General features: G+C 57.9%; 23 protein-coding genes and 1 pseudogene. 12 read left to right on the top strand and 12 right to left on the bottom strand.

The annotated features are described in order from the left end of the window. Positions 1–5: 5 nt before the first annotated feature. The 6 genes and pseudogenes from NKJ12_RS27275 to NKJ12_RS32335 all read left to right on the top strand — a co-directional run. Positions 6–557, top strand: coding sequence for a tetratricopeptide repeat protein (locus tag NKJ12_RS27275; protein ID WP_502896167.1), 552 nt, complete (start codon positions 6–8; stop codon positions 555–557). 9 nt (positions 558–566) lie between these two features. Then, positions 567–1,073, top strand: coding sequence for a prepilin peptidase (locus NKJ12_RS27270; protein ID WP_352706312.1), 507 nt, complete (start codon positions 567–569; stop codon positions 1,071–1,073). Between the two features lie 121 nt (positions 1,074–1,194). Further along, positions 1,195–1,992 (top strand): sterol desaturase family protein, encoded by a 798-nt coding sequence (locus NKJ12_RS27265; RefSeq protein ID WP_352706310.1) that lies wholly within the window; start codon positions 1,195–1,197, stop codon positions 1,990–1,992. A 19-nt stretch (positions 1,993–2,011) separates the two neighbouring features. Then, positions 2,012–2,641, top strand: coding sequence for a methyltransferase family protein (locus NKJ12_RS27260; RefSeq protein ID WP_352706308.1), 630 nt, complete (start codon positions 2,012–2,014; stop codon positions 2,639–2,641). 80 nt (positions 2,642–2,721) lie between these two features. Then, a complete protein-coding gene (locus NKJ12_RS27255) occupies positions 2,722–3,723 on the top strand; it encodes a phosphatase PAP2 family protein (protein WP_352706306.1) in 1,002 nt (333 codons plus the stop codon). A 118-nt stretch (positions 3,724–3,841) separates the two neighbouring features. Beyond that, positions 3,842–3,940, top strand: a pseudogene (locus NKJ12_RS32335) (transposase); the annotation flags it as partial. 837 nt (positions 3,941–4,777) lie between these two features. Here NKJ12_RS32335 and NKJ12_RS27245 read toward each other — a convergent pair. Beyond that, a complete protein-coding gene (locus NKJ12_RS27245; RefSeq protein ID WP_352706304.1) occupies positions 4,778–5,002 on the bottom strand; it encodes a hypothetical protein in 225 nt (74 codons plus the stop codon). A 402-nt stretch (positions 5,003–5,404) separates the two neighbouring features. Between NKJ12_RS27245 and NKJ12_RS27240 the strand changes: the two genes are divergently transcribed. From NKJ12_RS27240 to NKJ12_RS27230, 3 genes are all read left to right on the top strand, one after another. After that, entirely contained in the window at positions 5,405–5,626 is a 222-nt protein-coding gene (locus NKJ12_RS27240) for a hypothetical protein (RefSeq protein WP_352706303.1), read from the top strand. 152 nt (positions 5,627–5,778) lie between these two features. Beyond that, on the top strand, positions 5,779–6,582 hold the full coding sequence (locus NKJ12_RS27235) for an ABC transporter permease (protein ID WP_352706301.1): 804 nt from the start codon (positions 5,779–5,781) through the stop codon (positions 6,580–6,582). A 135-nt stretch (positions 6,583–6,717) separates the two neighbouring features. Continuing rightward, positions 6,718–7,818, top strand: a complete 1,101-nt coding sequence (locus NKJ12_RS27230) for an ABC transporter ATP-binding protein (RefSeq protein WP_352706298.1) — start codon at positions 6,718–6,720, stop codon at positions 7,816–7,818. 9 nt (positions 7,819–7,827) lie between these two features. On the opposite strand, the gene NKJ12_RS27225 is transcribed toward NKJ12_RS27230, so the two are convergent. The 11 genes from NKJ12_RS27225 to NKJ12_RS27175 all read right to left on the bottom strand — a co-directional run bounded on the left by NKJ12_RS27225 (position 7,828) and on the right by NKJ12_RS27175 (position 20,396). Then, on the bottom strand, positions 7,828–8,766 hold the full coding sequence (locus NKJ12_RS27225) for a glycosyltransferase (RefSeq protein ID WP_352706296.1): 939 nt from the start codon (positions 8,764–8,766) through the stop codon (positions 7,828–7,830). Then, positions 8,763–9,641 (bottom strand): glycosyltransferase family 2 protein, encoded by an 879-nt coding sequence (locus NKJ12_RS27220; RefSeq protein WP_352706295.1) that lies wholly within the window; start codon positions 9,639–9,641, stop codon positions 8,763–8,765. The genes NKJ12_RS27225 and NKJ12_RS27220 overlap by 4 nt, the downstream gene beginning before the upstream one ends. Further along, positions 9,634–10,635: a polysaccharide deacetylase family protein gene (locus NKJ12_RS27215; protein ID WP_352706292.1), complete on the bottom strand. Its 1,002-nt coding sequence runs from the start codon at positions 10,633–10,635 to the stop codon at positions 9,634–9,636. The genes NKJ12_RS27220 and NKJ12_RS27215 overlap by 8 nt, the downstream gene beginning before the upstream one ends. Continuing rightward, complete coding sequence (locus tag NKJ12_RS27210) at positions 10,632–12,194, bottom strand: glycosyltransferase (RefSeq protein ID WP_352706290.1); 1,563 nt, start codon at positions 12,192–12,194, stop codon at positions 10,632–10,634. Before NKJ12_RS27210 ends, NKJ12_RS27215 begins: the two co-directional genes overlap by 4 nt. Beyond that, a complete protein-coding gene (locus NKJ12_RS27205; RefSeq protein WP_352706289.1) occupies positions 12,191–13,288 on the bottom strand; it encodes an NAD-dependent epimerase/dehydratase family protein in 1,098 nt (365 codons plus the stop codon). Before NKJ12_RS27205 ends, NKJ12_RS27210 begins: the two co-directional genes overlap by 4 nt. After that, entirely contained in the window at positions 13,285–14,385 is a 1,101-nt protein-coding gene (locus tag NKJ12_RS27200) for a Gfo/Idh/MocA family protein (RefSeq protein ID WP_352706286.1), read from the bottom strand. The genes NKJ12_RS27205 and NKJ12_RS27200 overlap by 4 nt, the downstream gene beginning before the upstream one ends. Next, entirely contained in the window at positions 14,369–15,361 is a 993-nt protein-coding gene (locus NKJ12_RS27195) for a glycosyltransferase family 2 protein (RefSeq protein WP_352706284.1), read from the bottom strand. The genes NKJ12_RS27200 and NKJ12_RS27195 overlap by 17 nt, the downstream gene beginning before the upstream one ends. Beyond that, positions 15,358–16,290: a glycosyltransferase family 2 protein gene (locus tag NKJ12_RS27190; RefSeq protein WP_352706283.1), complete on the bottom strand. Its 933-nt coding sequence runs from the start codon at positions 16,288–16,290 to the stop codon at positions 15,358–15,360. The genes NKJ12_RS27195 and NKJ12_RS27190 overlap by 4 nt, the downstream gene beginning before the upstream one ends. Before the next feature lie 59 nt (positions 16,291–16,349). Next, positions 16,350–17,321 carry an NAD-dependent epimerase/dehydratase family protein gene (locus tag NKJ12_RS27185; protein ID WP_352706280.1) on the bottom strand — a complete coding sequence of 324 codons (972 nt, stop codon included), beginning with the start codon at positions 17,319–17,321 and terminating at the stop codon, positions 16,350–16,352. Next, entirely contained in the window at positions 17,318–18,568 is a 1,251-nt protein-coding gene (locus tag NKJ12_RS27180) for a glycosyltransferase family 2 protein (RefSeq protein ID WP_502905740.1), read from the bottom strand. The genes NKJ12_RS27185 and NKJ12_RS27180 overlap by 4 nt, the downstream gene beginning before the upstream one ends. Before the next feature lie 421 nt (positions 18,569–18,989). Next, positions 18,990–20,396 carry a polysaccharide biosynthesis/export family protein gene (locus tag NKJ12_RS27175; RefSeq protein ID WP_352706276.1) on the bottom strand — a complete coding sequence of 469 codons (1,407 nt, stop codon included), beginning with the start codon at positions 20,394–20,396 and terminating at the stop codon, positions 18,990–18,992. 159 nt (positions 20,397–20,555) lie between these two features. Here NKJ12_RS27175 and NKJ12_RS27170 point away from each other — a divergent pair, with 159 nt between their 5' ends. The 3 genes from NKJ12_RS27170 (at position 20,556) to cysN (ending at position 23,767) form a co-directional block, all read left to right on the top strand. Then, the gene (locus NKJ12_RS27170) at positions 20,556–20,834 is read left to right on the top strand and encodes an inositol monophosphatase family protein (protein WP_502899863.1); all 279 of its coding nucleotides are present in this window, start codon (positions 20,556–20,558) and stop codon (positions 20,832–20,834) included. 84 nt (positions 20,835–20,918) lie between these two features. Then, a complete protein-coding gene (cysD, locus tag NKJ12_RS27165) occupies positions 20,919–21,866 on the top strand; it encodes a sulfate adenylyltransferase subunit CysD (RefSeq protein ID WP_352706273.1) in 948 nt (315 codons plus the stop codon). Next, positions 21,866–23,767, top strand: a complete 1,902-nt coding sequence (gene cysN, locus NKJ12_RS27160; protein WP_352706271.1) for a sulfate adenylyltransferase subunit CysN — start codon at positions 21,866–21,868, stop codon at positions 23,765–23,767. Before cysD ends, cysN begins: the two co-directional genes overlap by 1 nt. Positions 23,768–23,908 lie beyond the last annotated feature (141 nt).

The following is a 23,908-nucleotide window of genomic DNA, read 5'->3' as shown; positions in this document are numbered from 1 at the left end:
ATAAAATGAAAAGGCCAATGTGCCTCGTTGCCGCTGCCAGTTTGCTGGTAGTCGTGCTTTCCGGATGTCAGTCGAATGCGACGGATCCAACGGGAGTCGTCCGCACTAACGAGCCGGCGAAAGTGGAGCTTACTGCCTTCGGCGATACCTTCGACGGACTGAAGACGGTCAGCGACGTCGAATATTATGCCTCCGACCAAGCCGTTGCCGAAGCCAAGAACCAGTTCCGCTCGGAAAATTATGGCAATGCGGGCGCCCTGTTCTACAAGGCAACGCAACTTGCCCCCAACGATGGTGTCGCATGGCTGGGCCTCGCCGCCTGCAGCGACCGCATCCACCGCTTCGATCTCGCCGACAGGGCTTATGGCCAGGCCTTCCGGCTGATTGGGCCTACGCCCGAATATTACAATAACGTCGGCTATTCCTATCTGCTGCGCGGCAAGCTGCAGGACGCGCGCAGCAATTTCCTTAAAGCGTACGAACTGGCTCCCAACGATCCGACCGTCGCCAACAATTTGCGACTCCTGTCATCCAGCGTGAAGAACCTCGAACGGTAAGGCGCTAGCATGTTGCTTGCCGGAGCGCTGCTGATGAAAGGGCTGGCGGTTTCTTTGCTGGCAAGGGTTGCATGGCTCGACTTCACCACCCAAAAAATATCTAACCGCGACGTGCTGCTGCTTTTGTGCCTTGGGGTGGGTTCGCTGCAGTTTGTGTCGATCCTCACCGGGTCGTGGTGGGACATGGGCCTGAGCGCGCTTGCCGGCCTTCTGCTGTTCGTTGCGCTTTTCCCGTTCTGGGCCATCCGCAAGGTCGGCGCCGGCGATGTCAAGCTGATGGCGGTGATTTCGTTTCTGATCGGCGGCAGCGGGCTCCTGGTGTTTTCCGTGCTGTTGCTGGTCTTCGCGCTTGCGACCGCGTTAGTCGTGAAGAACCCCTTGATGCTGCCCGAAGGCGCCTTCCGCCTCTACGTTCAGCATCTGGATCGCAAAGGCGTCGTCCCTTTCGGTGTGCCGATCTCGATCGCCGCTATCTGCACGCTAGGGCTTCAGATCTATGGCAACGCACGGTTCTAGGCGGGCTCTCAGTCTGACATGTTTGGCGCGCAAACTAACTTTCAATCAACCTGTGAGAGATCATTAGCTTGCGCTCAAATTGGCGAAGTGCTTGGATTGCGTCTTGCCGGCGGGACGCCGTATGGACATTCTGAATATCAAAGCGCTCTTAATTGCGGTTCTGATCTTCGTTCCGATCGAATACCTGTTCGCTCTGCGCCCCCATCAGAAGATATTTAGGAAAGCCTTCTTCAATGATCTCGTCTATGCGCTGTTTAATGGCATCCCGATAAGCCTTGGCCTGATCGCGGCTATCACGGTAGCAACGAGTACGGTGGGGCGGCTGGTGCCGGCCTATGTCGGCAGCGCAGTATCATCGCAACCTGTTTGGCTCCAGGTATCAGAGATCATTGTCATTGCGGACGTTGGCTTTTACCTGGCCCACCGCACCTTTCACGCCGTTCCCTTTTTGTGGCGCTTCCATTCGATTCATCACAGCATTGAAGAACTGGACTGGTTGGCGGCGCACAGGGTTCATCCTGTTGACCAGGCTCTGACAAAGAGCGCGTCGCTCGTGCCTGTATATCTGCTGGGTTTCAGCAGCCCGGCGATCGCCCTGTTTGCAATAATTTTTCACGTCCACGGACTTCTGCTGCACGCCAACGTCAGGCTGAATATCGGCCCGCTTCGGTGGTTGATCGCGTCACCCCAGTTCCATCATTGGCATCACGCTCACGAGCGCGCGGCATATGACAAGAACTTCGCAGGTCAACTTTCATTGATCGATGCGCTCTTCGGAACGATGTACCTGCCCGGTAACGCTGTCCCGGAGCGCTATGGCGTCGATGATCCGATTCCATCAACTTACGTCGAGCAACTCGCCTATCCAGTGATTCCGAAGGGCAGAATCAATGAAGCTCCCTCCGCCAGAGATACGTGATTTCGCCGGGCGTGCAACGATGACACTCTACTTCACGTTCTGCGCGACTTTGAAGGCCGCAACGTTCTTGGTAGCTCTTGCCGGCGCAGAATGGACTGTGGCGTGGATTATCGATCTCACCGCAGATGTCGCCGCTCTCGGCTTTCTCGTGCTCGTCGTTGTGATGACAGTGGCGCGTCTTCCGCCCCTGGGAACAGCGCACGGAATTGAACCCCGAATCTCTGCGCTCATCGGATGCTTTGCCACCGCAACTTTGATCGCGGTCCCTCGCATCCAGGCAGCTCCGCAGATCGAGTTTGTTGCGGACCTGACCACCATAGTTGGTTTCGCTCTTTGCATCTTGTGCCTGTTCTGGCTTGGCAGATCCTTCAGCATCACCGCGCAGGCCAGGCGGCTCGTCACGGCAGGGCCTTACCAGATCGTGCGTCACCCGCTCTACGTCTGCGAAGCGATCGTCCTGCTCGGCGTTCTTCTCGGCAACGCGACATGGGCGACCGTCGCAATCTGCGCGATTGCCCTGGCTTTCCAATATCGGCGGCTCGTGAACGAGGAGAGGGTCTTGCGAGCGGTGTTCCCCGAATACGAAGCCTATGGGCAGACCACGCCAATGCTCATTCCGTCTTTATCCTCATTGTGCCGATGGCAGTGACTGTGCCCCATGCTGACCTGCAGTGTACAGATGTAAGGGCATGCCTGGTGATCTTACACGGCGGCGTTAGGAATGCTTCATTGGCTGACGGAGGTGTTGAAACTCGAAATCACTTAGTAACTATTGCCTTGGTCACAGCTCTTTTCGGGCTGATTGACATTTTTTGGTTGCCATTTTCTACAGTCGATTTTTCACCGAGGAACTGGGTTGACATAGGCAAGGTGGCCCTTGTCCTCAGCGCATCTTGGATGGCATCGGCAATTGCCCTCCATAGATTGAGATCTGATACAAGCCCAATCGCCAGCATAATCAAACATCTTTGTGGCTGCTTGAGAATCCTGGTCGTTTCCGCAGTTGCATTCATACCGCTCGCCATTTCAACCACCGTCTTCATGTACCTGGCGTCGGCCACCTCAAGGCCGCTGGCAGACCCGGTTCTAGCTTCTATCGATTCCTGCCTCGGTTTCGACTGGCGGTGGTTTCTGGCCACGACCAACCAGCCGACTACAGCATCCGTCCTGGTTTTTGCTTATCATGTGCTGGCGTTTCAAATGCCGCTCGTTTTGTTAGTCCACGCGGTGAGAAACCAACGAGAACGAGCACTGGAGTTTGTGGCTCTTCTAGCGGTTGCCTCGGTCTTCACGGGCGCACTGATGGCGTTGGCGCCAGCTGAAGGCGCTTATGCCTATTTCAAGCCGGCGCGCGGGCTATTTTCGAACTTCACCACTGATGCCGGAATGTGGCACCATCATGTGCTTATGGCGCTGCGATCAGGCGAGCCGTTTGATCTAATTATGACTAAAGGCACAGGGCTCGTCACGTTCCCGTCGTTCCACACGGCACTTGGATTGGCATTGGTCTATGCCGCGCGGACCATCCGGCCACTTTTTGTCGTGTTGGCCATGGTGAATGCCGCCATGATTGTGGCCACTCTGCCTGAAGGCGGTCATCATTTAATAGATGTAATCGCCGGCATAATCATCGGTATTCTCTCCATCATTGCCGTCAAGATGCCTAGCTATGCTCGCGGAAAGGCCGACCGCGTTGCGAGATCAGCCGTGGGATCGGACGCGGACCACTGAATTGGCCACGGGCCGTTGCCTTCGGCTGCCTGGCAATGACGTGGCGGCGGCGAGACACAGGGAGGAGGAGCGCCGCCCTGCGGCGGCATCTGCGCAGCTGCATGCACAGGAAGAAGAGAAGAAGATCAACATCTCCACCGTGCTCGCCGGCCAGAGGCTCGGAATCACCGAAGTCGCCGACGACATTTGGCTCGTCTCCTTCATGCACTACGATCTCCGGATATATCGAAATGCTTGCGTGCAACAACTCGGCGCGTTGTGGGAACAGGCTCTGCGCGATGCGCTCACTCGGAGCGTCCGCAGACCCAGCGACGTAGGATTCTATGGTGGAGCTCCCTTAGCCATGCCTGGGGTCCCAAGCATACTGCTGTTTGTAGAATTTGTCTGCGGCGCCGCGGTCGGAATGGCCTGGGTCGCTGGGTGCCAAGTTTTTGTCTTGGCAGGACAGCCGGCTGCTTGTTGGCGGCATCGGCGGCTTGCTCTTTGTGTGGCCCTCCGCGCGCATTCCGGGGGTTGGGCGCCTCATCCGCCACCACGCCGACGGCCTGACGCCGACCATGTTAATCGGAGCCGGAATAGCAGGGCTGCTGGGAGGTCTTGTCCTGATTGTGCTGGCCGGTTTCGTCGAGTCACTCATAAGAGGCTGACAGCAGCTCCGAATGAAGAAGATGCTTGGCGCGCACAGATACTTTCCGGCTATCCATCGGCCGCGCTGAAGATTGCTCGGTAACTAAAATATATAGACTTTGTCCTACCTGGGCGCGGGCGCAGCGTCGTACGTGATGGAGCGATCCTGCCGTTTGACGCTTTGACGGTGGCTGGCTCGCGAAATAGATCCCGCGTCGCATCAAGACAATCCCGCCGGCGCGTGCCACCGCCGACTAACGAAAACTCTCCGACGCGCGTCGACGTCTACCCAGAGTGTGGCTGGTGGTAGCGGTTGCTCACGCAACTGCTTGATCTTGATTGATTAGGTGCTAGCGGAGAGCGCTACATCGCGAGACCCACTATCGAAGAGGTCATCTGCTATCGGAGGCGCACGTAGCCTAGACTCCTAGGCTAGAGCGGTTCGCGTTTTGGCTGAATCCAGATTCCCAAGATTGAGCAAATCAAATTCGATGTCCCGGCCGTGGAGGTCGTGACTGATGGCGAAGCCTATTCGGTAGATCTGCGGCAGCGGGCGATGGCACGCCTTGAAGCGGGCGAGACGAGCTATGAGGTGGCGGCGGCACAGCGCCGGTTGTGAGATGACAAAGCGATCTTGTGTGCGTTCGACCATGGCGGGCTGCACCAAACCTCGGCCTGACTTGACGAGATTACACCTCCTGGTGCTTATCGTTTGTGCCGACGCCTTCTGCTTCGATGTCGCGGAAATCGCATCGACAGCGCCCCTTCCGCAGTATTCTCCGAGCCACCCAATCCGGTTGATCCGGCGCAACTCTCCTGGCTACTGTCCTCGATGTTCATTGGGGCCCCACGGGATGGGTCGCCGATCGTTACGGGCGAAAGTTGGTGCTCTCTGGCGTGTTGCTGTTCCTCACTGTGGTCTCGCTCCTTGCCGCGTTTAGCCGAGACATCCAATCCTTTACAGTGCTGCGTGGCATTCGGGCATCGCTCTTGGGGCCTTCCACCTCTGGTCATTTCCTACCTGACGGAAATCCTGCCGCCCAGACGCCGTGGCATGCTGATCCTTCTCGTCAGCACCACCGCCGCCCTTGGCCCCCACTGCTACATCTTCATCGCCCGCTGGCTTGCGCCGCTCCAGCCATTTGGGCTCGACGCGTGGCGCTGGGCGTTTTGCCTCGGCAGTTTCGGCGCAGGGGTCTTAGGGCTCCTGTTTCTGATCCGGAATCACCGCGGTGGCTATTCTCGCAGAGCCGGCTGGCGGAGGCTGAAAAAATAGTCCAGGCATTCGAGCGTTCCCCGAGAATAGACTTCGGAGAAAGTCCTGATTGCACTGCGCGGAAATGTAGGCCTCAATGGGGCCGTCAAGGGAGGGCGGACGCCATCATAGTGTCGGTACGGACAGACCCGCAACCTTTAGCTGTTGAGACAGTGATCGATCCGTCCCGCAAGCGGCGGCTGATCGACCTTTCCGAACTTTGGCGATATCGGGAAGTTGTGTTCTTCCTGGCCTGGCGCGACTTCAAGGTCAAATACCGCCAGACTTATCTGGGTGTGCTCTGGGCAATGCTGCAGCCGCTCGTTGCCATGTCGGTCTTCAGCGTCTTGTTTGGCCGACTCGTGGGCATCTCATCAAACGGAGCGCCATACCCGCTGTTTGTCCTGTGTGGGCTCGTGCCGTGGAATTTTTTTTCGCGAGCGGTTGGCAGCATGACGGGCAGCCTTGTCGGCAACCAGGAACTTGTGAAGCGCGTCTATTTTCCGCGTCTGATCATTCCCATATCCGCTATGGCCACGTGCCTGACCGATATGATCGTCGGCCTCACTCTTTTGTTCGCGGCGCTGCTGGCATTCGGAATCTGGCCGGCACCGCAGGTGATCTTCCTGCCACTGTTCGTGCTCGTCATGGCTGCGTCGGCGACGGGGCTGGGAGTGGCACTATCTGCGATCAATGTCCGCTTTCGCGATGTGGGATATCTCGTGCCGTTCAGCCTTCAGATAGTTCTGTTCATGACTCCGGTTGTCTACCCGGGCAATCTCGTGCCGCACTTTTGGCGCCCGCTCTACAGCCTGAACCCTATGGTGGGGATAGTCGAAGCCATGCGCTGGAGCGTACTGGGCACGCCCGCCGATTGGGTCATGATCTCGATATCGACTCTCTCCTCGCTGGCCCTTCTCGTTGCCGGACTGGCTATTTTCTCAAAGTCCGAACGCGCGTTTCCGGACCTGATCTGAGCAATGACCGACACAGTGATTGAAGCCACCAATCTCTCCAAGGCCTACAGACTGGGGGTGGCGAACAATAGCTTCCCTACCTTGCGGGACGCGCTGGCCAGCGGCGCAAGGCGAATCCTTCACAGGAAGTCCGCTTTGGGTCGACGCAACGGTGGAGACGATCAATTCTGGGCCCTGAGGAACGTCTCCTTCCAGGTGCGCGCGGGCGAAGTCCTTGCCGTGATCGGACCCAACGGCGCGGGAAAGAGCACCATTCTCAAGATATTGGCGCAGATTGTGGAGCCGACTTCCGGTCGCGCGACGATACGCGGACGGCTGGGAGCTTTGCTGGAGGTCGGCACGGGGTTCCACGCGGAGCTGACCGGCCGCGAGAACATCTATCTCAACGGAGCGATACTCGGCATGCGCCGCGCCGAGATCAGATCCAAGCTCGATGAAATCGTCGATTTCTCCGGCATCGAGCCGTTTCTCGACACGCCTGTTAAGCGTTACTCAAGCGGCATGTACTTACGCTTGGCCTTCGCGGTTGCCGCGCATGTCGATCCCGATATTCTGGTGATCGATGAGATATTGGCCGTCGGCGATGCCGCATTCCAGAAGAAATGCATTGCCAAGGCCGAAAGCGTCGCCGAAACGGGCCGCACAGTGCTGATCGCTAGCCACCAGATGTCGGTTCTGCAGCGGCTTTGCAACCGCGCGATTTTTATCGACGGCGGGACGATCCTGGCCGACGGCCCGACGGGCGACCTGGTCCGGAATTATCTGCAGACACTGGAAGCGCGAGCGAGCACCGATCTGAGTACACGAACGACGCGCACCGGGCGAGGCCGCCTGCGTGTCGTCGGCATCGAGGTTTTCAACAAAACGGGTCCCGTCGCGTCGGGGCAGCCGGCGGTTTTTCGGCTTCAGGTCGATGGGCCGCGCGAACTTGCACAATGCCTTATTACCATTATTGACGACCTCGGCGATCCTGTGACGTCATTCGACACGATGGAGCACTCCGAGCATGATCGTCAGGGCGAAGTCTACACGGTGCATGTAGAGAGCCTTATGCTGAGACCAGGGCGCTACAGGATTGATGTGGCGCTAGTGGCGGACGACAGAGTGGTCGAAGACCAGGTCGAGACCGCCGCCGTGTTCGATGTCATGCCCGGCTTGCTCGACAACCGACCGGTTACCGCCCAACCCGGCTTCGGCAGTGTCAGCTTTCCGCACCGATGGGTGACTAGGCGTTGACGCTTGCTTTCAAACTGAAGCACGCACGAGTTTACGCCGAATCCGGCGCCGTTGCTTTGCTGTCCACATCATGATCTTCAGGATAAGCCGGTCGGCCCTGCTTCCAATCGTCGGCGGCACGACGTAGGGCGCACGCGCCAGCCGCAGCGTCCATCGGACGTGGAAGCCTCGCAGTCCACTCTCCTGCAAATGTTGCGCGACCCAGTCGAGGAATGCAGCGCGGGCAGGGTGTTTCCCCATGCCGTCGTAGACCCCTCGCTCAGCCGCCGCCGCCGACGTCGAACCGGAATACTGCCGGTAGCGTGCCAGAGTTACAGGCGTGACAAAGACGGGAAGACGCAGGAATAGCTTCGCCCACAGAGCTTGGTCTTCATAGAGATCGAAGCGCTCCTCAAAGCCGCCGACCGTGCTGATCGCGCTCCTTCGCAAGAGCACCGAACAGGTACACGGAACGTGACCGTTCTGGATCAGCAGAAGTCGCCTTAGAAGCCGCGGGGGCTGATGCAAACGGCCAGCAAGCCCGTCCGTCGGCTCGATCCAGTCGGGGCGCTCACCGTCTGGATACCACCATCTCGTCGGCCCGAAGATCATTGCGGCTTCCGGGTTGGCATCGGCTGCCGCCAGAACCGTCCGGAGCATATGCGGTTCGTACAGATCGTCTGCATCCAGGAAGGCAAGCAAATCGCCGCTGCCGGCCTCTATTCCGGCGTTTCTCGCTGCCGCCGCGCCACGCTTGGATCCGGGAGGCCTGTTCAGCACCTTGATCCGAGGATCGGTTGCTGCAACATCATTGGCGATCCTGACACTGTCATCCGTCGAGCCATCGTCGACCAGCAAAAGCTCCCAGTCCGCAACTGTCTGGGCTTGGACGCTGGCGATCGCTTCGCCCAGAGTTGCCTCCGCATTGAGGAAGGGGGTTATGATCGTCACTCGCGGCAGGGAAGTCATCGCCGAAGCCATCCTTTGATACTTCGCTTGATCACCTTGCGGCGCTCGCGCGCAAGCGCTTTCCAGATTGCTGAACGAATGCGGAAAGAGGCGCCCTTATCCGCCATTGTGCGATTTAGCCATGTGAGAAACGTGATACGCGCGGCCTCGTCAGTGCCTGCCTCAGAGCAGGCAACAGAGCAACTTTCAGAATGCTGGCGGTATTTTGCCCAGGTCCGGCCGGACACGTAGGCGGGCGCGAATGCGAGCGCCTTGGCAAAGAACGTCTGGTCCTCGAACATCAGGCGAAAGCTGTTCTCGAACCCCCCAAGCGTTGCGAATAAGCTTGAACCCATCAGGGCATTGCATGTTGTCGGCGTCTGGACCTCGTTCTGAAGTAGCAGCTCAAACAGCACGGGAGGCTCGTATCGGGTGTCTGGTTCGACGCCGAGCGGGTAGTAGAAGTCCGCGCGGTCAGCAGCCTCTTGCCAGCTATGCCAGATCAGAGTCCGGCCATAGATCATGCCGAGCGCCGGATCGCTTTCCATAATAGAGACCTGTTCGGAAAGCTTTTCGGGCAGCCATGCATCGTCTGCGTCGAGAAATGCGACGTAGGCGCCGCGCGCTTCCGTCAGTCCACGGTTGCGCGAGGCGCTGATACCGTGATTGCCATTGTCATGGTGAGACAATAGTCGCACCTTGCCCGGCAGCCGCTGCTCATAACCGCGTATGATGGCGGGCGACTGGTCAGTCGAGCCATCGTCGACAACGAGGAGTTCCCAGTCGGTGAAGCTTTGACCTACAATGCTGTCAACAGCTTCCCGGAGATAACTCTCACCATTGAACACGACTATAATTGCCGTGACACGCGGCTGTCCGCCTGAATTGTCAGCCATGGCACAGCACCATGCGCCGAAAGTCAGCTTCACCCCAATCGGCGACCGTAACGCGCGGCAATCGGTAAGGGTCGACGCGAGGCCCAGCTTCACGCGGCAGGGTAGTTACTGCATAGTCTATGCCGGCAGACCTTACGGCGTTGGCGGTGCTGCCATCGAAATCTCCAAACGGGTATGCGAATCCCACCACCCGCCGTCCTGTAATCTCCTCGCATTGTTGGCGGCTGCCTGAAATCTCGCGTTCAAGCTCGTCCCGTTTCAGTAGCGGCAAGGATGGGTGCGTACAGGTGTGGGCGCCGATCGAAACGCCATCGGTGTCGGCGAGCTGCCGCAGCTCCGAATGCGTCATGGCGCGATCGCGCCCTCGGGGACTGGCGTCGGTTCCTGCCCATCTTGCCAGCCGCTCAAGGGCCTTCTCGCGTTCGTGTGGACTCAACGGCTTCAGCAGTGCGTGCAAGTTGAAATGGAGCGTCGTGCGGTTGATCGCGTTATTGGAGTCCGCCGGCATTGCGTCCTCCCAAACGCGCCAGTCATAGTTTCGGCCAGCGATCTCGATCTCCAGAGTGTTCGGGAGAGCAGGCATCTCCAAAATGATGCGGGATAGAATGTCCCACCAGAACACTGAGGGATCGGTGATCGCATGGGTGGTGACGAAGACAGTCGCAGGACAGTTCATACGCCGCATGACCGGCACGGCGTTTTGGAGGACATCCGCGTAGCCGTCGTCAAAGGTGATTGCCACCGCATTTCTCGGTGACCGTCTCTCCCCAAGCCGTTGCGCCAGCCATTGCAGGGGAACAATGTCCCGCGCTTTCGTAAGAAGTTCGATCTGGCGTGCGAAATTTTGCGGCGAAACCGCGAGTTCCCAAGGATCGACGAGCGGTTCTGCGATGCGGTGATACATCAGCACGATAGGTCGGCCGAAACCGGCAAGCAGGCGCCCCCGTCGCAGGAATTTGCTGACAGTTTGACGCGCTGTCACGGCGCCGCTCATCGCCTGAAAGCCCGCGCCGCGACTATTACCGGACAATAGGGGTCGTGCACATCAAGTAATGCCGAATTCAGCTCATGTTCCGCCAGGCCGTAGAGGAAGGCCGTAGCAGAATACGCGTTTCCATAGTGACTGACTTCGACGTTCTTCGCCCCGAACCTGTCCGACAGAAGTCGCCTTAGGGCAGCCGGAGTTATCGACCAGAACCAGCTCTCGCCCCATTCTCTCCTGTCAATCGGGCTGACCCAAGGCACTGTAATCAGGAGAACGCCTCCCGGCTTCAGGATCCGCCACAGGGTTGCGACTGCAGCAGGTAGATCGAAAAGAAGGTGCAGGGTCTGGGTGAGTACGATACAATCGAAGGTCTCGGACGGCAGATCGTCGTTATTCGCCAGATCACCCACGAAGGTTGTCAACGGGTGGCCGTTATAACGGTTCAGAACATCGCTTGCGGTAACCCGACTGCCTCCGAAACGCATCGTATAGGCGTTGTCACCGATCTCCAGGACCCTTCCGGATATGTTCAACGAACAGGACGCGAGGAAAGTCTCGACATAGCGGCGGTCCAATGGCTTGCCGCGATCAAAACCGAACTCCGTGCTGAAGGGTACGGTACGCTCGAGGTCACCGAACCGGGCGCTCGAGCGGTGCCGACTTGACCGGCGCCTGAGACGATGCCGGAGCATCACAGCGGTCTGTAACGGCGCTGCAAGCGAAACGGCGATAGTGCTGCTGAGTTGACCGGCGAGTGAAGAGCGGAACCGAAGCGCTGTACCAAGCTGTCCCAGTTGCTTGTCCGTATAATAGCACTTCCATTTTTCGACACCCTGACGGTAGGCGGCCGCCCAATCCGGATTGGTCTGCGCGACGTCCCGCTGCCGGCGAAGGACCTTCAGCGCCGCGCGCAACATCATCGGATTGCTGTTCGACATATTCGTTGCGTGCCGACGGTAATCTGCGAGGTATTCCGGAATGCAGGCCACCTTGTTCGCCCGAGATAGGCGAAGGTAGACGTCGTAGTCCTCGCAAGCCCGCAGTGACCGGTCAAATCCGCCGGCGGCTTCCAATGTCCTGCGGCGATAGAGCACCGTCGCATGCATTCCAATCAGGTTGTCGGTCAGGAAGCATGCATACGGGTCCTCGCCCACCGACCTCAGTGGTACAGTATTCCTGACTGCACCGGCCTCGTCGATGTAGCGGAAAGCACCGTAGACCAACGCGCAATCGGGATTGTCGTGAAACAAGGCAAGATTGGTGGCCAGCGCTACCGGGCGCAGCCTGTCGTCGGCATCCAGGAAGGCAATGAATTCGCCGCGCGCTGCCGTCATCCCGGTGTTACGGGCAGCGGCCAAACCCTGGTTTTTTTGGCGGATGTAGTGGACGTCGTCATATCGACGAACAACACTTTCGGGATTGTCCGACGACCCATCGTCCACAATGATGATCTCATCCGGCGTCACGGTCTGATTGCGGACGCTGTCGATCGCTTCGGCAAGGAACCGCGCATGATTGTAGGTCGTGATGACAACTGAAACGCTGGATGCAGCGGGGCGGGTGGTCATCTCTCACCCGCTCCGTTTCGGCAGGTCGGGTAGCCGGCAAAGGTCAACCAGCCGACAGATCGCCGACATGCTTCCTCGAAGCTGACAGCCGGCTGGTATCCGAGCTCACGCTCGGCCTTGCGCCATGGAAGTTTCGTCTGGCACTGGTGCAAAAGTGCACGCTCCTCCGATACCATGACCGTTGGGGCCGTAGTCGCACCGGTCGCATTGCGTCCTGCCTTCCGCCACTCGGCATAGCCTGCCTTCAGTCCGCTGCGAACAGGCCTTGGCAGGCTTCGGACAAGCCGCCGATATCCTTGGCTTTCCTTCAGTCCTTGTTTCCATCTCGGAGCAAATGACAATGGCGCTGAAGCCGAAATCGCGGCCAGGTCGAACCCCAGTGCCTCGGCGATCGGTCGGCAAAGATCTGCCCAACTGATCTCTTCCCGGTCTCCGATCAGATAGGTTCGCCCAGAGGCCTCGGGCACTTCGATGGCGAGCTTGATCGCGTGAATGACATTGTCGACATAGGCGCTGTTGCAGATACCACGACCGCCATCCACCAGGTAGGCGGAACCGTCAATGAGCTCGTCGGCAAAACCACCGGTCCAACTGGAGCGTGGGCCAAAGACAATTCCGGGCCGCAGCACCACTACCTGCACCGTGCCGTCGCGTGACAGTTGCCCGAGACGGCGTTCGGCATGAATCTTCGCATTGTTGTACTCGATCGTCTGATCGTCATGCAGCGCGCTCGTTTCGTCCGTCCCGGGCGGGGGCGATTGGCCATGAACGGAAGCGCTGCTGAGATAGATCAGACGAAGCACGCCGGCAGCGGTGGCTGCACGATAGACGGGCTCGATAGCATCGACGATCGTGCGGGCGTCACCGGCAACTGCATGTACGACGTACTGACAGCCCGTAAAGGCAGCGGTAAGAGCCTGAATATCACGCGCATCCGCCACCATTGCGTCAATCGCAAAGCGAGACAGACTGGCGAAAGCATCCGGCCTGCGAACGATCGGCCTCACATTCGCCCAGCCGGAAAGTTGCAGCAACTCCACGGTGCGGCAACCTATGAAACCGTTGGCGCCAAGCACTGCAACAGTGCCGGTCATTGTCTGGTCCCGGCGGAAGCAGCGACATGGAGCAATTCTTCCGGACCGAGCCACGGCATGTCCATCAGTTTCCGTCTAGCATAGCATCCTTCGATCAGATCGACCACATTGCGCCCAACACTGGCCGGCACGGAAAGGGGGGCCCCATTTCGGACCGCATCCACCAAGCCCGAAACCTGATCGCAAAATGCATCGACAAAATCGCGCGACCGGCCGTCGGCATTGGTGAAGGAAACGCAGCCTGTCGTGCGACTTCCATTCAAGGCGACCTCCACAGTCTCGGTCTCATTGACCGTCCAGGAAATCGAGCCACGTTCGCCCTCAAGGCGGTACAGATTCGGGCGAGCCCAATCCCGGCTCAACCTGACCGTCGCGTCGAAGCCGCCAAAACGCAGCCGGACAAGGCAGTTCGCCTCGAGGCCGCCCATTGCGTCATCGGCGTAGTGGATTTCGTCGGGCTCTCCAAACCACCAGGTCAGGAGGTCAAAGCAATGCGTGCCGATATCCTGAAGCACACCACCACCGGACTCCGCGAAGCTGAAATAGCTCATCGAAGCCACCGGCCACTGGAAGGAGCCGCCCTCAAAACAACTGACGCTTCGTAACCGTCCGATCATTCCGCCCTCCAGCATGGCCTTTATCGACCGCGTCGCAGGGAACTGCCTTCTGACGAGCCCTGTTGCCACATGAAGATTGTTGGCTGCCGCTGCCGCAAGGATACGAGCCGCCTCGGAGCTGCTCGTGGCCATCGGCTTTTCGCACAGAACATGCATCCCGGCTTCCAACGCTTGTGTCGACTGATCAGCGTGATATCCAGGTGGCGAAGCAATGATCGCAATATCGGCGTCCATAGCCAAAAGGCCGTCGAAACTGGCCGCAACCTTGGCTGAGGGCAGTCGCGCCTGAACGAGTGCGGCCTGCTTCGCATCTGGATCGAATATCCCCGCGACTGCAACTTGGCCTCTGCTTTGAAGGCGTGAAAGCGCTTCCGCATAGTAGAGCCTTGTGACAGCTCCACATCCGGCCAAAACGAGCCGGACCGGTTCATCTTCCCGGAGTCCTGCAGGCCGCTGCGCGGTTTCAACTAGGATGGACAATCCTGCCTCCCTGTCTTGCAACGAGCCGCAGCATACGACCAATTGTCTTGAGTGAGGGATCGAAGCGGAACGCTTCGCTCATCTGCGCCAAGCATCCAGCCCAATCGCCGGCGCCGAACAGTCGCCGCGCAGTCTCGAGAGCGCTTAGCGCATAGGTCCGCCGGGCCGACGCGGCGACATCGTCCGCAAGCTCGGTTGGAAGATAGCTCTTGAAAATATCGATCGCCATTCGCGTGTAGGCCATGTCCTCGGCACTTCGGATATGGCGCCCTGTGTTCGATTGGGGGTGCATCCGATAAAGTGCAAGGGCCTGCGGTTCGTACCAGACAGGAAATTGAGAAGCGATGCGGACCCACATCTCCCAGTCTTCACTGCATTTGAGCCGCCGGTCGAAGGCGCCGAGTTCTTCGTAGACCGCGCGGCGCACCACGATTGATGGCGTCATGACGTGCTGTTCCAACGCCAGTCGAGCCGCCGCATTCTCGAGCCGTCCGGGGCTTGACTGCATTACAGGCGGGATCGACAGCTCCTGTCCGTGGGCATCCATGAAGATCGCCCGGCAGAATGCCGCGCCTGTACTCGGGTCCGCATCGAAGCCTCGTCCGAGCAATTCGTAGAAGCCGGGGCGGACGGCGTCGTCGCCGTGCAGGAGATGTACGAGTTCGCCCTGGGCACGATCCAGGCAGGTATGGAAGTTGCCGATATGCCCTAGATTTTGCGGCTGGTGGAAAAAGCCAACGCGGTTCCCACCGATTTCATTCAAGACTCTTTGCGGATCATCGGAAGAACAGTCGTCAACCACCTCGATTTGCATTTGAGCCGGGCCGGGGTCCTGCGCCAGCACACTTTCCAGCGTTGCGGCAAGAAAGCAGGCGCAATTACAGGCGGGGATCATCACTGACCATTTCGGGCGTGCAGCCTCCCGTGGCAACGGCGAGATCGGATCGCGATACTCGAAGTCACGGACCGCCGTCATCGCTGGAGCACCGAGGACTTCAGCAGGTGCAGCCCCAACCTGACAATGTCGCGTTTGTCCACGTCACGTCCGATGCCACCGCTGCGAAGGCTCCGCAGGAAGCACGATCTGGCCGATGGCAAATCGCCTTCTACCAGATACCGCATTGACCATTCATAAAAGTAGCGGGAGCAGCCGCCGCGGGCAGAATTTGCCACCTGCGTGTCCATGACCTGCGCCATGCGCCGGTAGAATCCTTCTATTGCATCCAGCTTGGGTCGGTTTGGCAGTGCCGATATGAGTCCGCCCGGATACAGACGGTAGACACCTGCTACCTCGTCGACAAAAGCGAGATCTGCTGTCCTTGCGCAAAGCACATACAGCGGCCAGTCAGTTATCGGAAAGAAATCAGCATACCACCACGGCACATTTCGAACGCACGCGGTTCGCATCATGCCGGCGCAAGTTGCGAAAGGATTGCCTTCCCAGATATCCCTTTGCGTCACGATGGGTTTCTGGTCCGCCCGCGTCCATCGCGTCGATGTGAACTCATCGCCATCCGCCACGACTGCATTGTGGAATATTGCGGAGAGTTCCGGGTGCGCGTTGAGATGGGCCGCCTGATCTTTGAGCTTGGTCGTGGATGTCCACAGGTCGTCGCCATTGAGGATCGAGACGTAGCGCCCACGCGCCATCCGGAGTCCTCTCGTGACGACTTCGTTCGATCTCACATTACTGCCGGAATAGATCGCCGACAGCCTTTCAGGATGGTTGGAAACATATCGCTCGACAATCTTCCGGGTTCCGTCGGTCGAAAAGTCTTCACTGATCAATATCTCGACACCGAAATCGGCCTCTTGCATGAGAGCGCTGTCGATCGCAGCCGCCACGTAGCGTGCGTGATTGTAAGTGACAATAAGGACGGTCACGCGAACCGTTGACTCATTCACCTTCCGCTCCGCAGTCCATGCCGCCCGCCTATCTCAGATCATGCCGATCATTGCTGGCTCTAGATCGCGTGAGTTGCCCTCATTTCCGCAATTCCACCATTGGCCTCAAACCAGCGCAATGTGCGCACGAGACCCTCTTCATAGGGCACTTTGCACGACCACCCCGGCAAGATTCTTCGGCATAGGGTCAGGTCAGGACGCCGGTTGGTCGGATCCTGCGGCGCCGGCTCACCATGAACAATGGTCGTTCCGGGAATGAGGCCTGCAACATACTGCGCGATCTCAAGCACCGAAATTTCCCGGTCGTTTCCTACGTTGACTGCTCCCACATGATTGAAGTTCTCCAGCCAGAACAGCCGTTCGAGCCCATCGACAATATCGTCGACATAACCCCAGCTGCGGGTTTGGAGACCATCACCATGGACGACGATCGGCTTGCCGGCCAACGCATTGGCGATAAAGTTGGAAACAGCACGCCCATCATCGGCTCGGGTGCGCGGGCCGTAGACGTTAAAGAGCCTGGCAACCCGCACATCGACGCCGCGGACACGGTTGCTTTCGAAGAGGAGCGCCTCGGTGCAGCGCTTGCCTTCGTCGTAGGAAGAGCGCGGGCCCGTACAGTCCACTGACCCCCGATACGTCTCGGGCAGCGGGTTGACCAACGGATTTCCATAAACCTCCGAGGACGACGCAAAGCAGATTCGCCCATCCTTTTTGAGCAGCTTCAAGAGCCGCATAGCGCCAATTAGATTTGCTGAGACGGTACGCTCGGGCTCCCGCATATAGACCGGCGGCGACGCGGGCGAGGCAAGATGAAAGATCTCGTCGAATTGGAAATCGGATTTGAAATGCTCCACCTCGGAGCGGACCAGCACTAGGCGTTGATCTCGGATATGACCAACGTTTTCTGCTCTGCCGGTCCATAGGCTGTCGACCACAACCAGCATGTCCAAATCGTTTCTTTTGAGAAGCCGGTCGACCAGGTGCGACCCGATGAATCCTGCTCCTCCAGCCAGCAACAGCTTCTTCATCTCATGTCACGAAGGGGACATAGGCTGTCCGAATTCGTGTCCTCGTTGGGCATTGCAAGCGTCCCTCCTTCGGGAAGCCGCGTCAAATAGGCTCCGCTTGGTCCAAGCTTCTCGTCCATTACAGCAAGATTGCTGAGCACCACGCGGTAGTCGGCTTTCTCGGCGGAATCCGCAAACTCATGAATAGAGTAGTTCCAAAAATTTCCTCCGCTCTCCGAGCCGTTTTCCCCTGAGCTGCGGTCCTCGCTTTCCGGTTGGGGAAGTGCTCGCTTCGCCTTGCGCAGGAAAATGGCCGTAAATGCGGCAACGAGTTTCGCGAACTGCACAGGTGATCGCCAGAGCATTTTAGTGCAGTTCCTGGCGACAGCAGCAAATCGGTGTGTCATCAGCCCAAGCTTGGCAATCTCGACATCGGTGCGGAAGATCGCATCCAGCAGGACCGGCTTCACCGCCTCTGTGCAGCGGGCAAGTACGCTCTCGAGCACCATCCGACGCGAGATGAGCATTCGCACGAAATCTGCCGACATATTCCCTGGCGTTCGGCGGTATCCGACAAGATGCTCCTCAACGACGCCGAAACGGTATTTGGAGGCAATGCTCTGTTGGATGAAGAAGTCCTCGCAACCCTCTGCACCGCTCTCGCGCAGTCGCGAGGAGTAGCCACCCATTTCGAAGAGAACATCGCGCCGAAACATCACCGAACTGCCGTTGCCGATGAAATTTTGTCCGAGATGCTGCATGAACACCCATCCATTTGGGTGCCTCTGCTTCGGCGTGATGATCACCATATCATCGGCGTCAATCGTCCGGTAAAGTGTGTAGACAAGCCCTAGATCATTGCCAGCCGCCGCGAAAACACGCAGCTGCTTTTCGAGCTTGGTCGGGTGCCAGAGATCATCGGCGTCTACAGGCGCTATAAAGATGCCCTTGCTTGCCCGCACCCCCGCATTCCGCGCCGACGCGACGCCACCATTCTTCTGTTGGAGCAATTTGATGCGCCCGTCGCCATCAGCCAGTCGTCGAACGATCGATGCTGTTGCGTCGGTCGAACCATCGTCAACGACTATTATTTCCGTATTTTTATGCGTTTGGGCGAGCACGGACGCCAAGGTACGCTCGATGAATGGCTCTGCGTTGTAGGCAGGGATGATAACCGCCACGAGCGTGTGGGCAGAGTGCTGTGAATTGCCCGGCAAATCCGCCATCCCTAGTCGCGCCCGAAGGAAGAGAATTGCAATCCCCCCCATATTGGCCAGAAATGATTTTTGGACGAGATATCAATTAGACAATCAGGCAGCGTGAAGTTCGCAAAGACCTGACGAGAGATTGACGGACGGAGTGTCATCCAAACCCTTCTCCCTTGGTGTGTGCAGGCGTCCACCACTGAATCTCATTGCTTTTCAGCATTCTTCGTTTGCTGCTATCCGCCGCAACCTAGGCACAGAGTTGCTGGGATCGGTCGTTCACGCATATATTAGCCGAAACTACTATTCGCGCCAAGGAGCTGAAACCGACATAGCGACGGCGGTGGGCTCTATCTCCGCGTAAAAACGCGGAACCAAGTCCCGGGCCGTCGTCCACTTCAGGTGCCCGGCAGCAGCTTGCGGGTTTCGTCCTCCGTTTGGCAGGGGAGGTGTGACGATGAACGCCGTAACAATATTTAATCAGTTAGTTCGCGATCGCCGCTCCTGGTGGGGCCTGTAGCGTAATTGTGATGGTGTCACCCGGAGCGAGCAGAGTATCTTCGGTCGCCTCGATCGTCGCTGTCTTTCCGTCATTGGAACGGGTTACACCCATCATAACCCGGCGGCCCCCTTCGGCCAAAAGGTCGCTGCGCAGCTGCCTCACATAGGCGATTTGTTTGGCCAAAGAATCCATCTCAGCGCGCATTTCCATCATCGCCGCGCTTTCAGTCTGCAAGTCAGCCAACAGGTTAATTCGACCCTGGTCGGTAAGCTTCTCAAGGCTGCGCTGCAATTCCCCTTGGTCGCGTTCAAGTCGAGAGATCTCAGCGTTGGTTTGCAAAGCGCGGGTCGCTGACAAGAGCACTGCGCGTTGAGCATCGTTGATCATGGTGATCTGGATCAGACCTTTTTCGAAGAGCTTCTTGAGGCGATCAAGTTCAGCCGCATCCGCTGCCGCGCCAGCTTGATCCGCCTTCTGCTGCTCCTTCAGGTAGCCCATCCGTTCCGCCGCCTTGGTCGTGGCCAACTTGATTGAAGCGCGCTCTTTCTCCTGATCCACATAGAGAGCTTCAAGATGCTTCTGTTCCTGCTGCAAAGCTTCGTCGCGACGGGGTTCGAGGCTCGGGTCACGTTCTGCCTCCGGAACCTCGATCGCCCTGGCGCCGCTCAGCTGCGCCTCTATTCGAGCAGCCTTGATTTGGCTTTCCTGATACTTGATGCGCAGAACGTAGAGGCGGCCGCCAAGGTCCGCTACTGTCATTTCAGGGTTTTCAACCTCGCCGCGACCGAGCTTATAGCCGCCGCCCGCAGCCACAGCTTGTCGGACAGCCATTCCTGGTCGGAAGGCCTGAGTCCCAGGAGAGGCAATGTCCCCGTCGATATAGACCGGTCGGTATTCCTCAATATCAACTATAATCTGATCTGGATAGAACCCGGTCCAATTCTCAGTGCCGTCAGCGGATCGTTGCGGAAGGGACTTCGGTTTTAGGACCTCGATTACCTCCTTGCGAACATCCTCTATTGTCTTCTGGCGAACCTTTAGGGGGCCCAAGACCGGCAACACAATTGTACCGCTCTGGTCGATCACAGCTCGCTTTTGCATCTCGGGATAGCCTATGACCGCGAAGCCGATCACGTCGCCAGTCTGCAGACGGTACTCGTCGACGTTGTACTCCTGTGCTAGGGCAGGGCCATTCGACAGGTTCGCGTAGACGAACAAGAGTAACAAGCATGTGAGCGCGGCGCAGCTGCCTGCTCGCCAGCGCACCGATCTATTCAACATTCGCGCTCTCGTGTGTTCGAACGGCTGACAGTCATACACATAACCAACCAATTCAGCCCCTTGTCGCAACGCATTTAATGGATCGAGCAGTTGCGGATCGAGCAGCATATCAGCTGCTCCAACCTGTCATGAAAATATCGAGTTCACTGTGTCCGCGGTCACAGCGAGTGTCGCCGATATGCCTCATTTATCCCAGGTATCCCGGTATCCCACGTAAAGCTCGGTACAAAAGTCGCACAGGCGGAAGAGTTGGACGGGATCGACATAATGGACCGTATGGTTAGCGCCGTTCCCTCAGGGCCATTGCTGAAGCTCTGGCGTGTAGCGGCAGGTGAGACGGACACCTATCCCCGGCCAGGCAGAACCATGGAGTGGGACACGGCGGCTGGCGACGCAATCCTGCGAGTTGCTGGTGGCATCGTCCTTAATCTCGAGGGACCTACAACAAGGGGGCGCCAACGATCAGATGTCGATTTTGCAAATCTTGTCGCTTACGGCGAAGCAGAATTCTACGTCGGAAAAATTGGGCTCAGAGGCTCGGTGTAGTCCCCGATTGCTCCACGAGCACACCGCGGATGAAAAGCACGCCTCGCTCTGTCGATGGAGGATCGTGAAGAGGGAAAGCGTGAGATGCTGCACGATATGGTGGCCACGAATGGAACCCCCTTCGTCTCCAGCGGAAGATTGACCCACCTTAAGCGACTTGAGGCAGAGTCAATCCACATTTTACGCGAGGTTGCGGCGGAATTTCAAAACCCGGTAATGCTCTATTCGATCGGCAAAGACTCGTCGGTAATGTTGCATTTGGCGCTCAAGGCGTACTTTCCGTCGCGCCCGCCCTTTCCGCTACTTCACGTCGATACGACTTGGAAATTCAAGCAGATGATTCAGTTCCGTGATGATGCTGCCGAGTGCGCGGGCATGGATCTGATCGTCCATACCAACATGCAGGGCTTGAAGGAAGGGATCAACCCGTTCACTTACGGCTCTTCCACTTACACAAGCGTTATGAAAACCGACGCACTCAAGCAGGCGTTGACCAAGTATAAATTCGACGCAGCGTTTGGCGGGGCTCGACGCGATGAGGAGAAAAGCCGAGCCAAGGAGCGCATCTTTTCCTTTCGAACGGAAAATCACAACTGGGATCCGAAGACCCAGCGCCCGGAACTCTGGAATGTTTTCAACGGGCGGATTCGTCATGGGGAGTCCATCCGTGTCTTCCCTCTTTCCAATTGGACCGAGCTCGACATTTGGCAGTACATCCTGAAGGAAAACATTCCCGTCGTTTCGCTCTATTTCGCGGCCAAGCGTCCGGTCGTGTGGCGCCAGGACGTGCTGATAATGGTCGATGATGACCGGCTGCCGCTTGAGCCCGGCGAAATACCGGAAATGAGAATGGTGCGCTTTCGCACTTTGGGTTGCTACCCGCTGACCGCCGCAATTGAATCGGATGCGTCGACGGTTGCGGAGATCGTCTACGAGATGCTGTTTGCTCGAACGTCCGAGCGCTCTGGGCGTCTAATCGATCACGACGAGTCAGGGGCGATGGAAAAAAAGAGGCGGGAGGGATACTTCTGATGAACGCGATACCGATAGACCCCGCAGCGATCAGCCAGTACCTGGAGCGCCATGAAAGCAAGGACCTGCTTCGCTTCCTGACGTGTGGAAGTGTCGATGACGGAAAATCGACACTGATCGGACGCCTGCTTTACGATGCCAAACTGCTTTTTGAGGATCAGCTCGCGGGTCTGAGACGCGATTCTCGTAAGCACGGAACAACTGGAGATGACATCGATTTCGCGCGTCTGGTGGACGGTTTGGAAGCGGAGCGTGAACAAGGCATCACCATCGATGTCGCCTATCGATTCTTTTCGACCCATCGCCGCAAGTTCATTGTCGCTGACACGCCTGGCCATGAGCAATACACGCGCAACATGGCGACCGGCGCGTCGAATGCCGACCTTGCCGTCATTCTCATCGACGCGCGGAAGGGGGTTCTCACGCAGACACGCCGCCATACTTTCATCGCGTCGCTGCTTGGGATCAAGCACCTCGTTGCCGCAATCAACAAGATCGACCTGGTGGATTACTCCCAGAAGGCCTTTGATCGGATTGGCGCTGACTATCAGACTTTCATCGCGGACCTTGGCTTCAAAACGATACTCTCCATTCCGATGTCGGCACGCTTTGGCGACAACCTGGCGGAGCGGAGCGCCAAGTTGGCGTGGTATGAAGGGCCGACGCTCATCGAGCACCTCGAAACCGTCGATGTGGTCCGCGATGAAACAGCCGGCCCATTCCGGTTGCCGGTGCAATGGGTCAATAGACCGAATTTGAACTTCCGTGGCTATTCGGGAACAATCGCATGTGGCGTGGTCAACGTTGGGGATCCAGTCGTTGTCGCACAGTCCGGTTGTACGTCCAGGGTCAAGTCGATCATCACCTACGACGGCCAGCACGAATGGGCGGCGGCTGGCGAAGCGATTACCTTGGTTCTGGAACACGAAATTGATGTTTCGCGTGGTGACATCATTTGTGCAGCTGCCAGCCGCCCCGAGGTTTCTGATCAGTTTTCGGCCCACGTGATCTGGATGAGCGACGACGAGCTCATCCCAGGGCGGACCTATTATCTCAAGATTGGCTCGCGCACTGTGGGTGCAAGCGTGATGGAGATAAAGTACAAGGTCGACGTGAATACGTTTCAAAAATTGGCGGCCAAGACGCTCCACCTAAACGAGATCGGCGCACTTAACCTGTCGACGCAGGAGCCGATCGCGTTCGAGCCGTATTCGTCCAACCGCGTTATGGGCGGCTTCATCATGATTGATCGGCTGTCAAACCAGACGGTCGGTGCCGGAATGATTGTTTTCGCCTTGCGTCGGGCATCCAATATTCATTGCCAGGCAGTGGAGATAAACAAAGCCATACGATCGCGCCTGAAAGGTCAGAAACCGGTCATCTTGTGGTTTACCGGTCTTTCGGGGGCGGGCAAGTCAACGATTGCTAACCTGGTAGAAAAGCGCCTCGTCTCAATGGGGCGGCACACATATCTTCTCGACGGTGACAATGTTCGCCACGACCTCAACCGTGACCTTGGTTTCACGGATGCTGACCGTGTCGAGAACCTGCGGCGCGCCAGTGAGGTGGGGAAATTGATGGTCGACGCCGGCTTGATTGTCTTGGCGTCGTTCATATCGCCGTTCCGGGCCGAGCGCAAAATGGCCCGAGAGCTATTTGCTGCGGGAGAGTATGTCGAAATTTTCGTGAGTACACCTCTCCACGTGGCCGAGAAACGGGACCCAAAGGGACTGTACAAGAGCGCGCGTCTAGGTCGACTTAAAAATTTCACTGGCATCGACAGCCCCTATGAAGAGCCAGAGTCGCCGGAAATTGTGCTGGCGGCAGGGGTGAGCGCGTCGGAGGAGCTGGCCGAACAGGTTATCAACTATCTCGCGCATCACGGCTACATCGACCGATGAACCGCGCTTTTCAGCCATGTGCCACACGTCCGGCGCCATCACTTCGGTAGGAAGGCATATTCGACCAGATCTACAAGCCGGCCCAGTAGCATTTAGATCAGGACGACATGACCACAGCACCCGCCAAGGCGGGGTGGCGAT

Source organism: Mesorhizobium sp. M0195, assembly GCF_040322115.1.
Taxonomy (GTDB): domain Bacteria; phylum Pseudomonadota; class Alphaproteobacteria; order Rhizobiales; family Rhizobiaceae; genus Mesorhizobium.
This window is presented reverse-complemented; position numbering and strand designations above follow the sequence as displayed.

What these genes read in the sequence shown, in the direction of transcription:
- NKJ12_RS27270 (WP_352706312.1), top strand. Translation starts at nt 567, where the DNA reads ATGTTGCTTGCCGGAGCGCTGCTGATGAAAGGGCTGGCGGTTTCTTTG.
- NKJ12_RS27225 (WP_352706296.1), bottom strand. Translation starts at nt 8,766, where the DNA reads ATGACTTCCCTGCCGCGAGTGACGATCATAACCCCCTTCCTCAATGCG.
- NKJ12_RS27205 (WP_352706289.1), bottom strand. Translation starts at nt 13,288, where the DNA reads ATGACCGGCACTGTTGCAGTGCTTGGCGCCAACGGTTTCATAGGTTGC.
- NKJ12_RS27265 (WP_352706310.1), top strand. Translation starts at nt 1,195, where the DNA reads ATGGACATTCTGAATATCAAAGCGCTCTTAATTGCGGTTCTGATCTTC.
- NKJ12_RS27275 (WP_502896167.1), top strand. Translation starts at nt 6, where the DNA reads ATGAAAAGGCCAATGTGCCTCGTTGCCGCTGCCAGTTTGCTGGTAGTC.
- cysD (WP_352706273.1), top strand. Translation starts at nt 20,919, where the DNA reads ATGCTGCACGATATGGTGGCCACGAATGGAACCCCCTTCGTCTCCAGC.
- NKJ12_RS27175 (WP_352706276.1), bottom strand. Translation starts at nt 20,396, where the DNA reads ATGCTGCTCGATCCGCAACTGCTCGATCCATTAAATGCGTTGCGACAA.
- NKJ12_RS27170 (WP_502899863.1), top strand. Translation starts at nt 20,556, where the DNA reads ATGGACCGTATGGTTAGCGCCGTTCCCTCAGGGCCATTGCTGAAGCTC.
- NKJ12_RS27220 (WP_352706295.1), bottom strand. Translation starts at nt 9,641, where the DNA reads ATGGCTGACAATTCAGGCGGACAGCCGCGTGTCACGGCAATTATAGTC.
- NKJ12_RS27240 (WP_352706303.1), top strand. Translation starts at nt 5,405, where the DNA reads ATGCTGATCCTTCTCGTCAGCACCACCGCCGCCCTTGGCCCCCACTGC.
- NKJ12_RS27210 (WP_352706290.1), bottom strand. Translation starts at nt 12,194, where the DNA reads ATGACCACCCGCCCCGCTGCATCCAGCGTTTCAGTTGTCATCACGACC.
- NKJ12_RS27215 (WP_352706292.1), bottom strand. Translation starts at nt 10,635, where the DNA reads ATGAGCGGCGCCGTGACAGCGCGTCAAACTGTCAGCAAATTCCTGCGA.
- NKJ12_RS27185 (WP_352706280.1), bottom strand. Translation starts at nt 17,321, where the DNA reads ATGAAGAAGCTGTTGCTGGCTGGAGGAGCAGGATTCATCGGGTCGCAC.
- cysN (WP_352706271.1), top strand. Translation starts at nt 21,866, where the DNA reads ATGAACGCGATACCGATAGACCCCGCAGCGATCAGCCAGTACCTGGAG.
- NKJ12_RS27195 (WP_352706284.1), bottom strand. Translation starts at nt 15,361, where the DNA reads ATGACGGCGGTCCGTGACTTCGAGTATCGCGATCCGATCTCGCCGTTG.
- NKJ12_RS27180 (WP_502905740.1), bottom strand. Translation starts at nt 18,568, where the DNA reads ATGGGGGGGATTGCAATTCTCTTCCTTCGGGCGCGACTAGGGATGGCG.
- NKJ12_RS27260 (WP_352706308.1), top strand. Translation starts at nt 2,012, where the DNA reads ATGACACTCTACTTCACGTTCTGCGCGACTTTGAAGGCCGCAACGTTC.
- NKJ12_RS27245 (WP_352706304.1), bottom strand. Translation starts at nt 5,002, where the DNA reads ATGGTCGAACGCACACAAGATCGCTTTGTCATCTCACAACCGGCGCTG.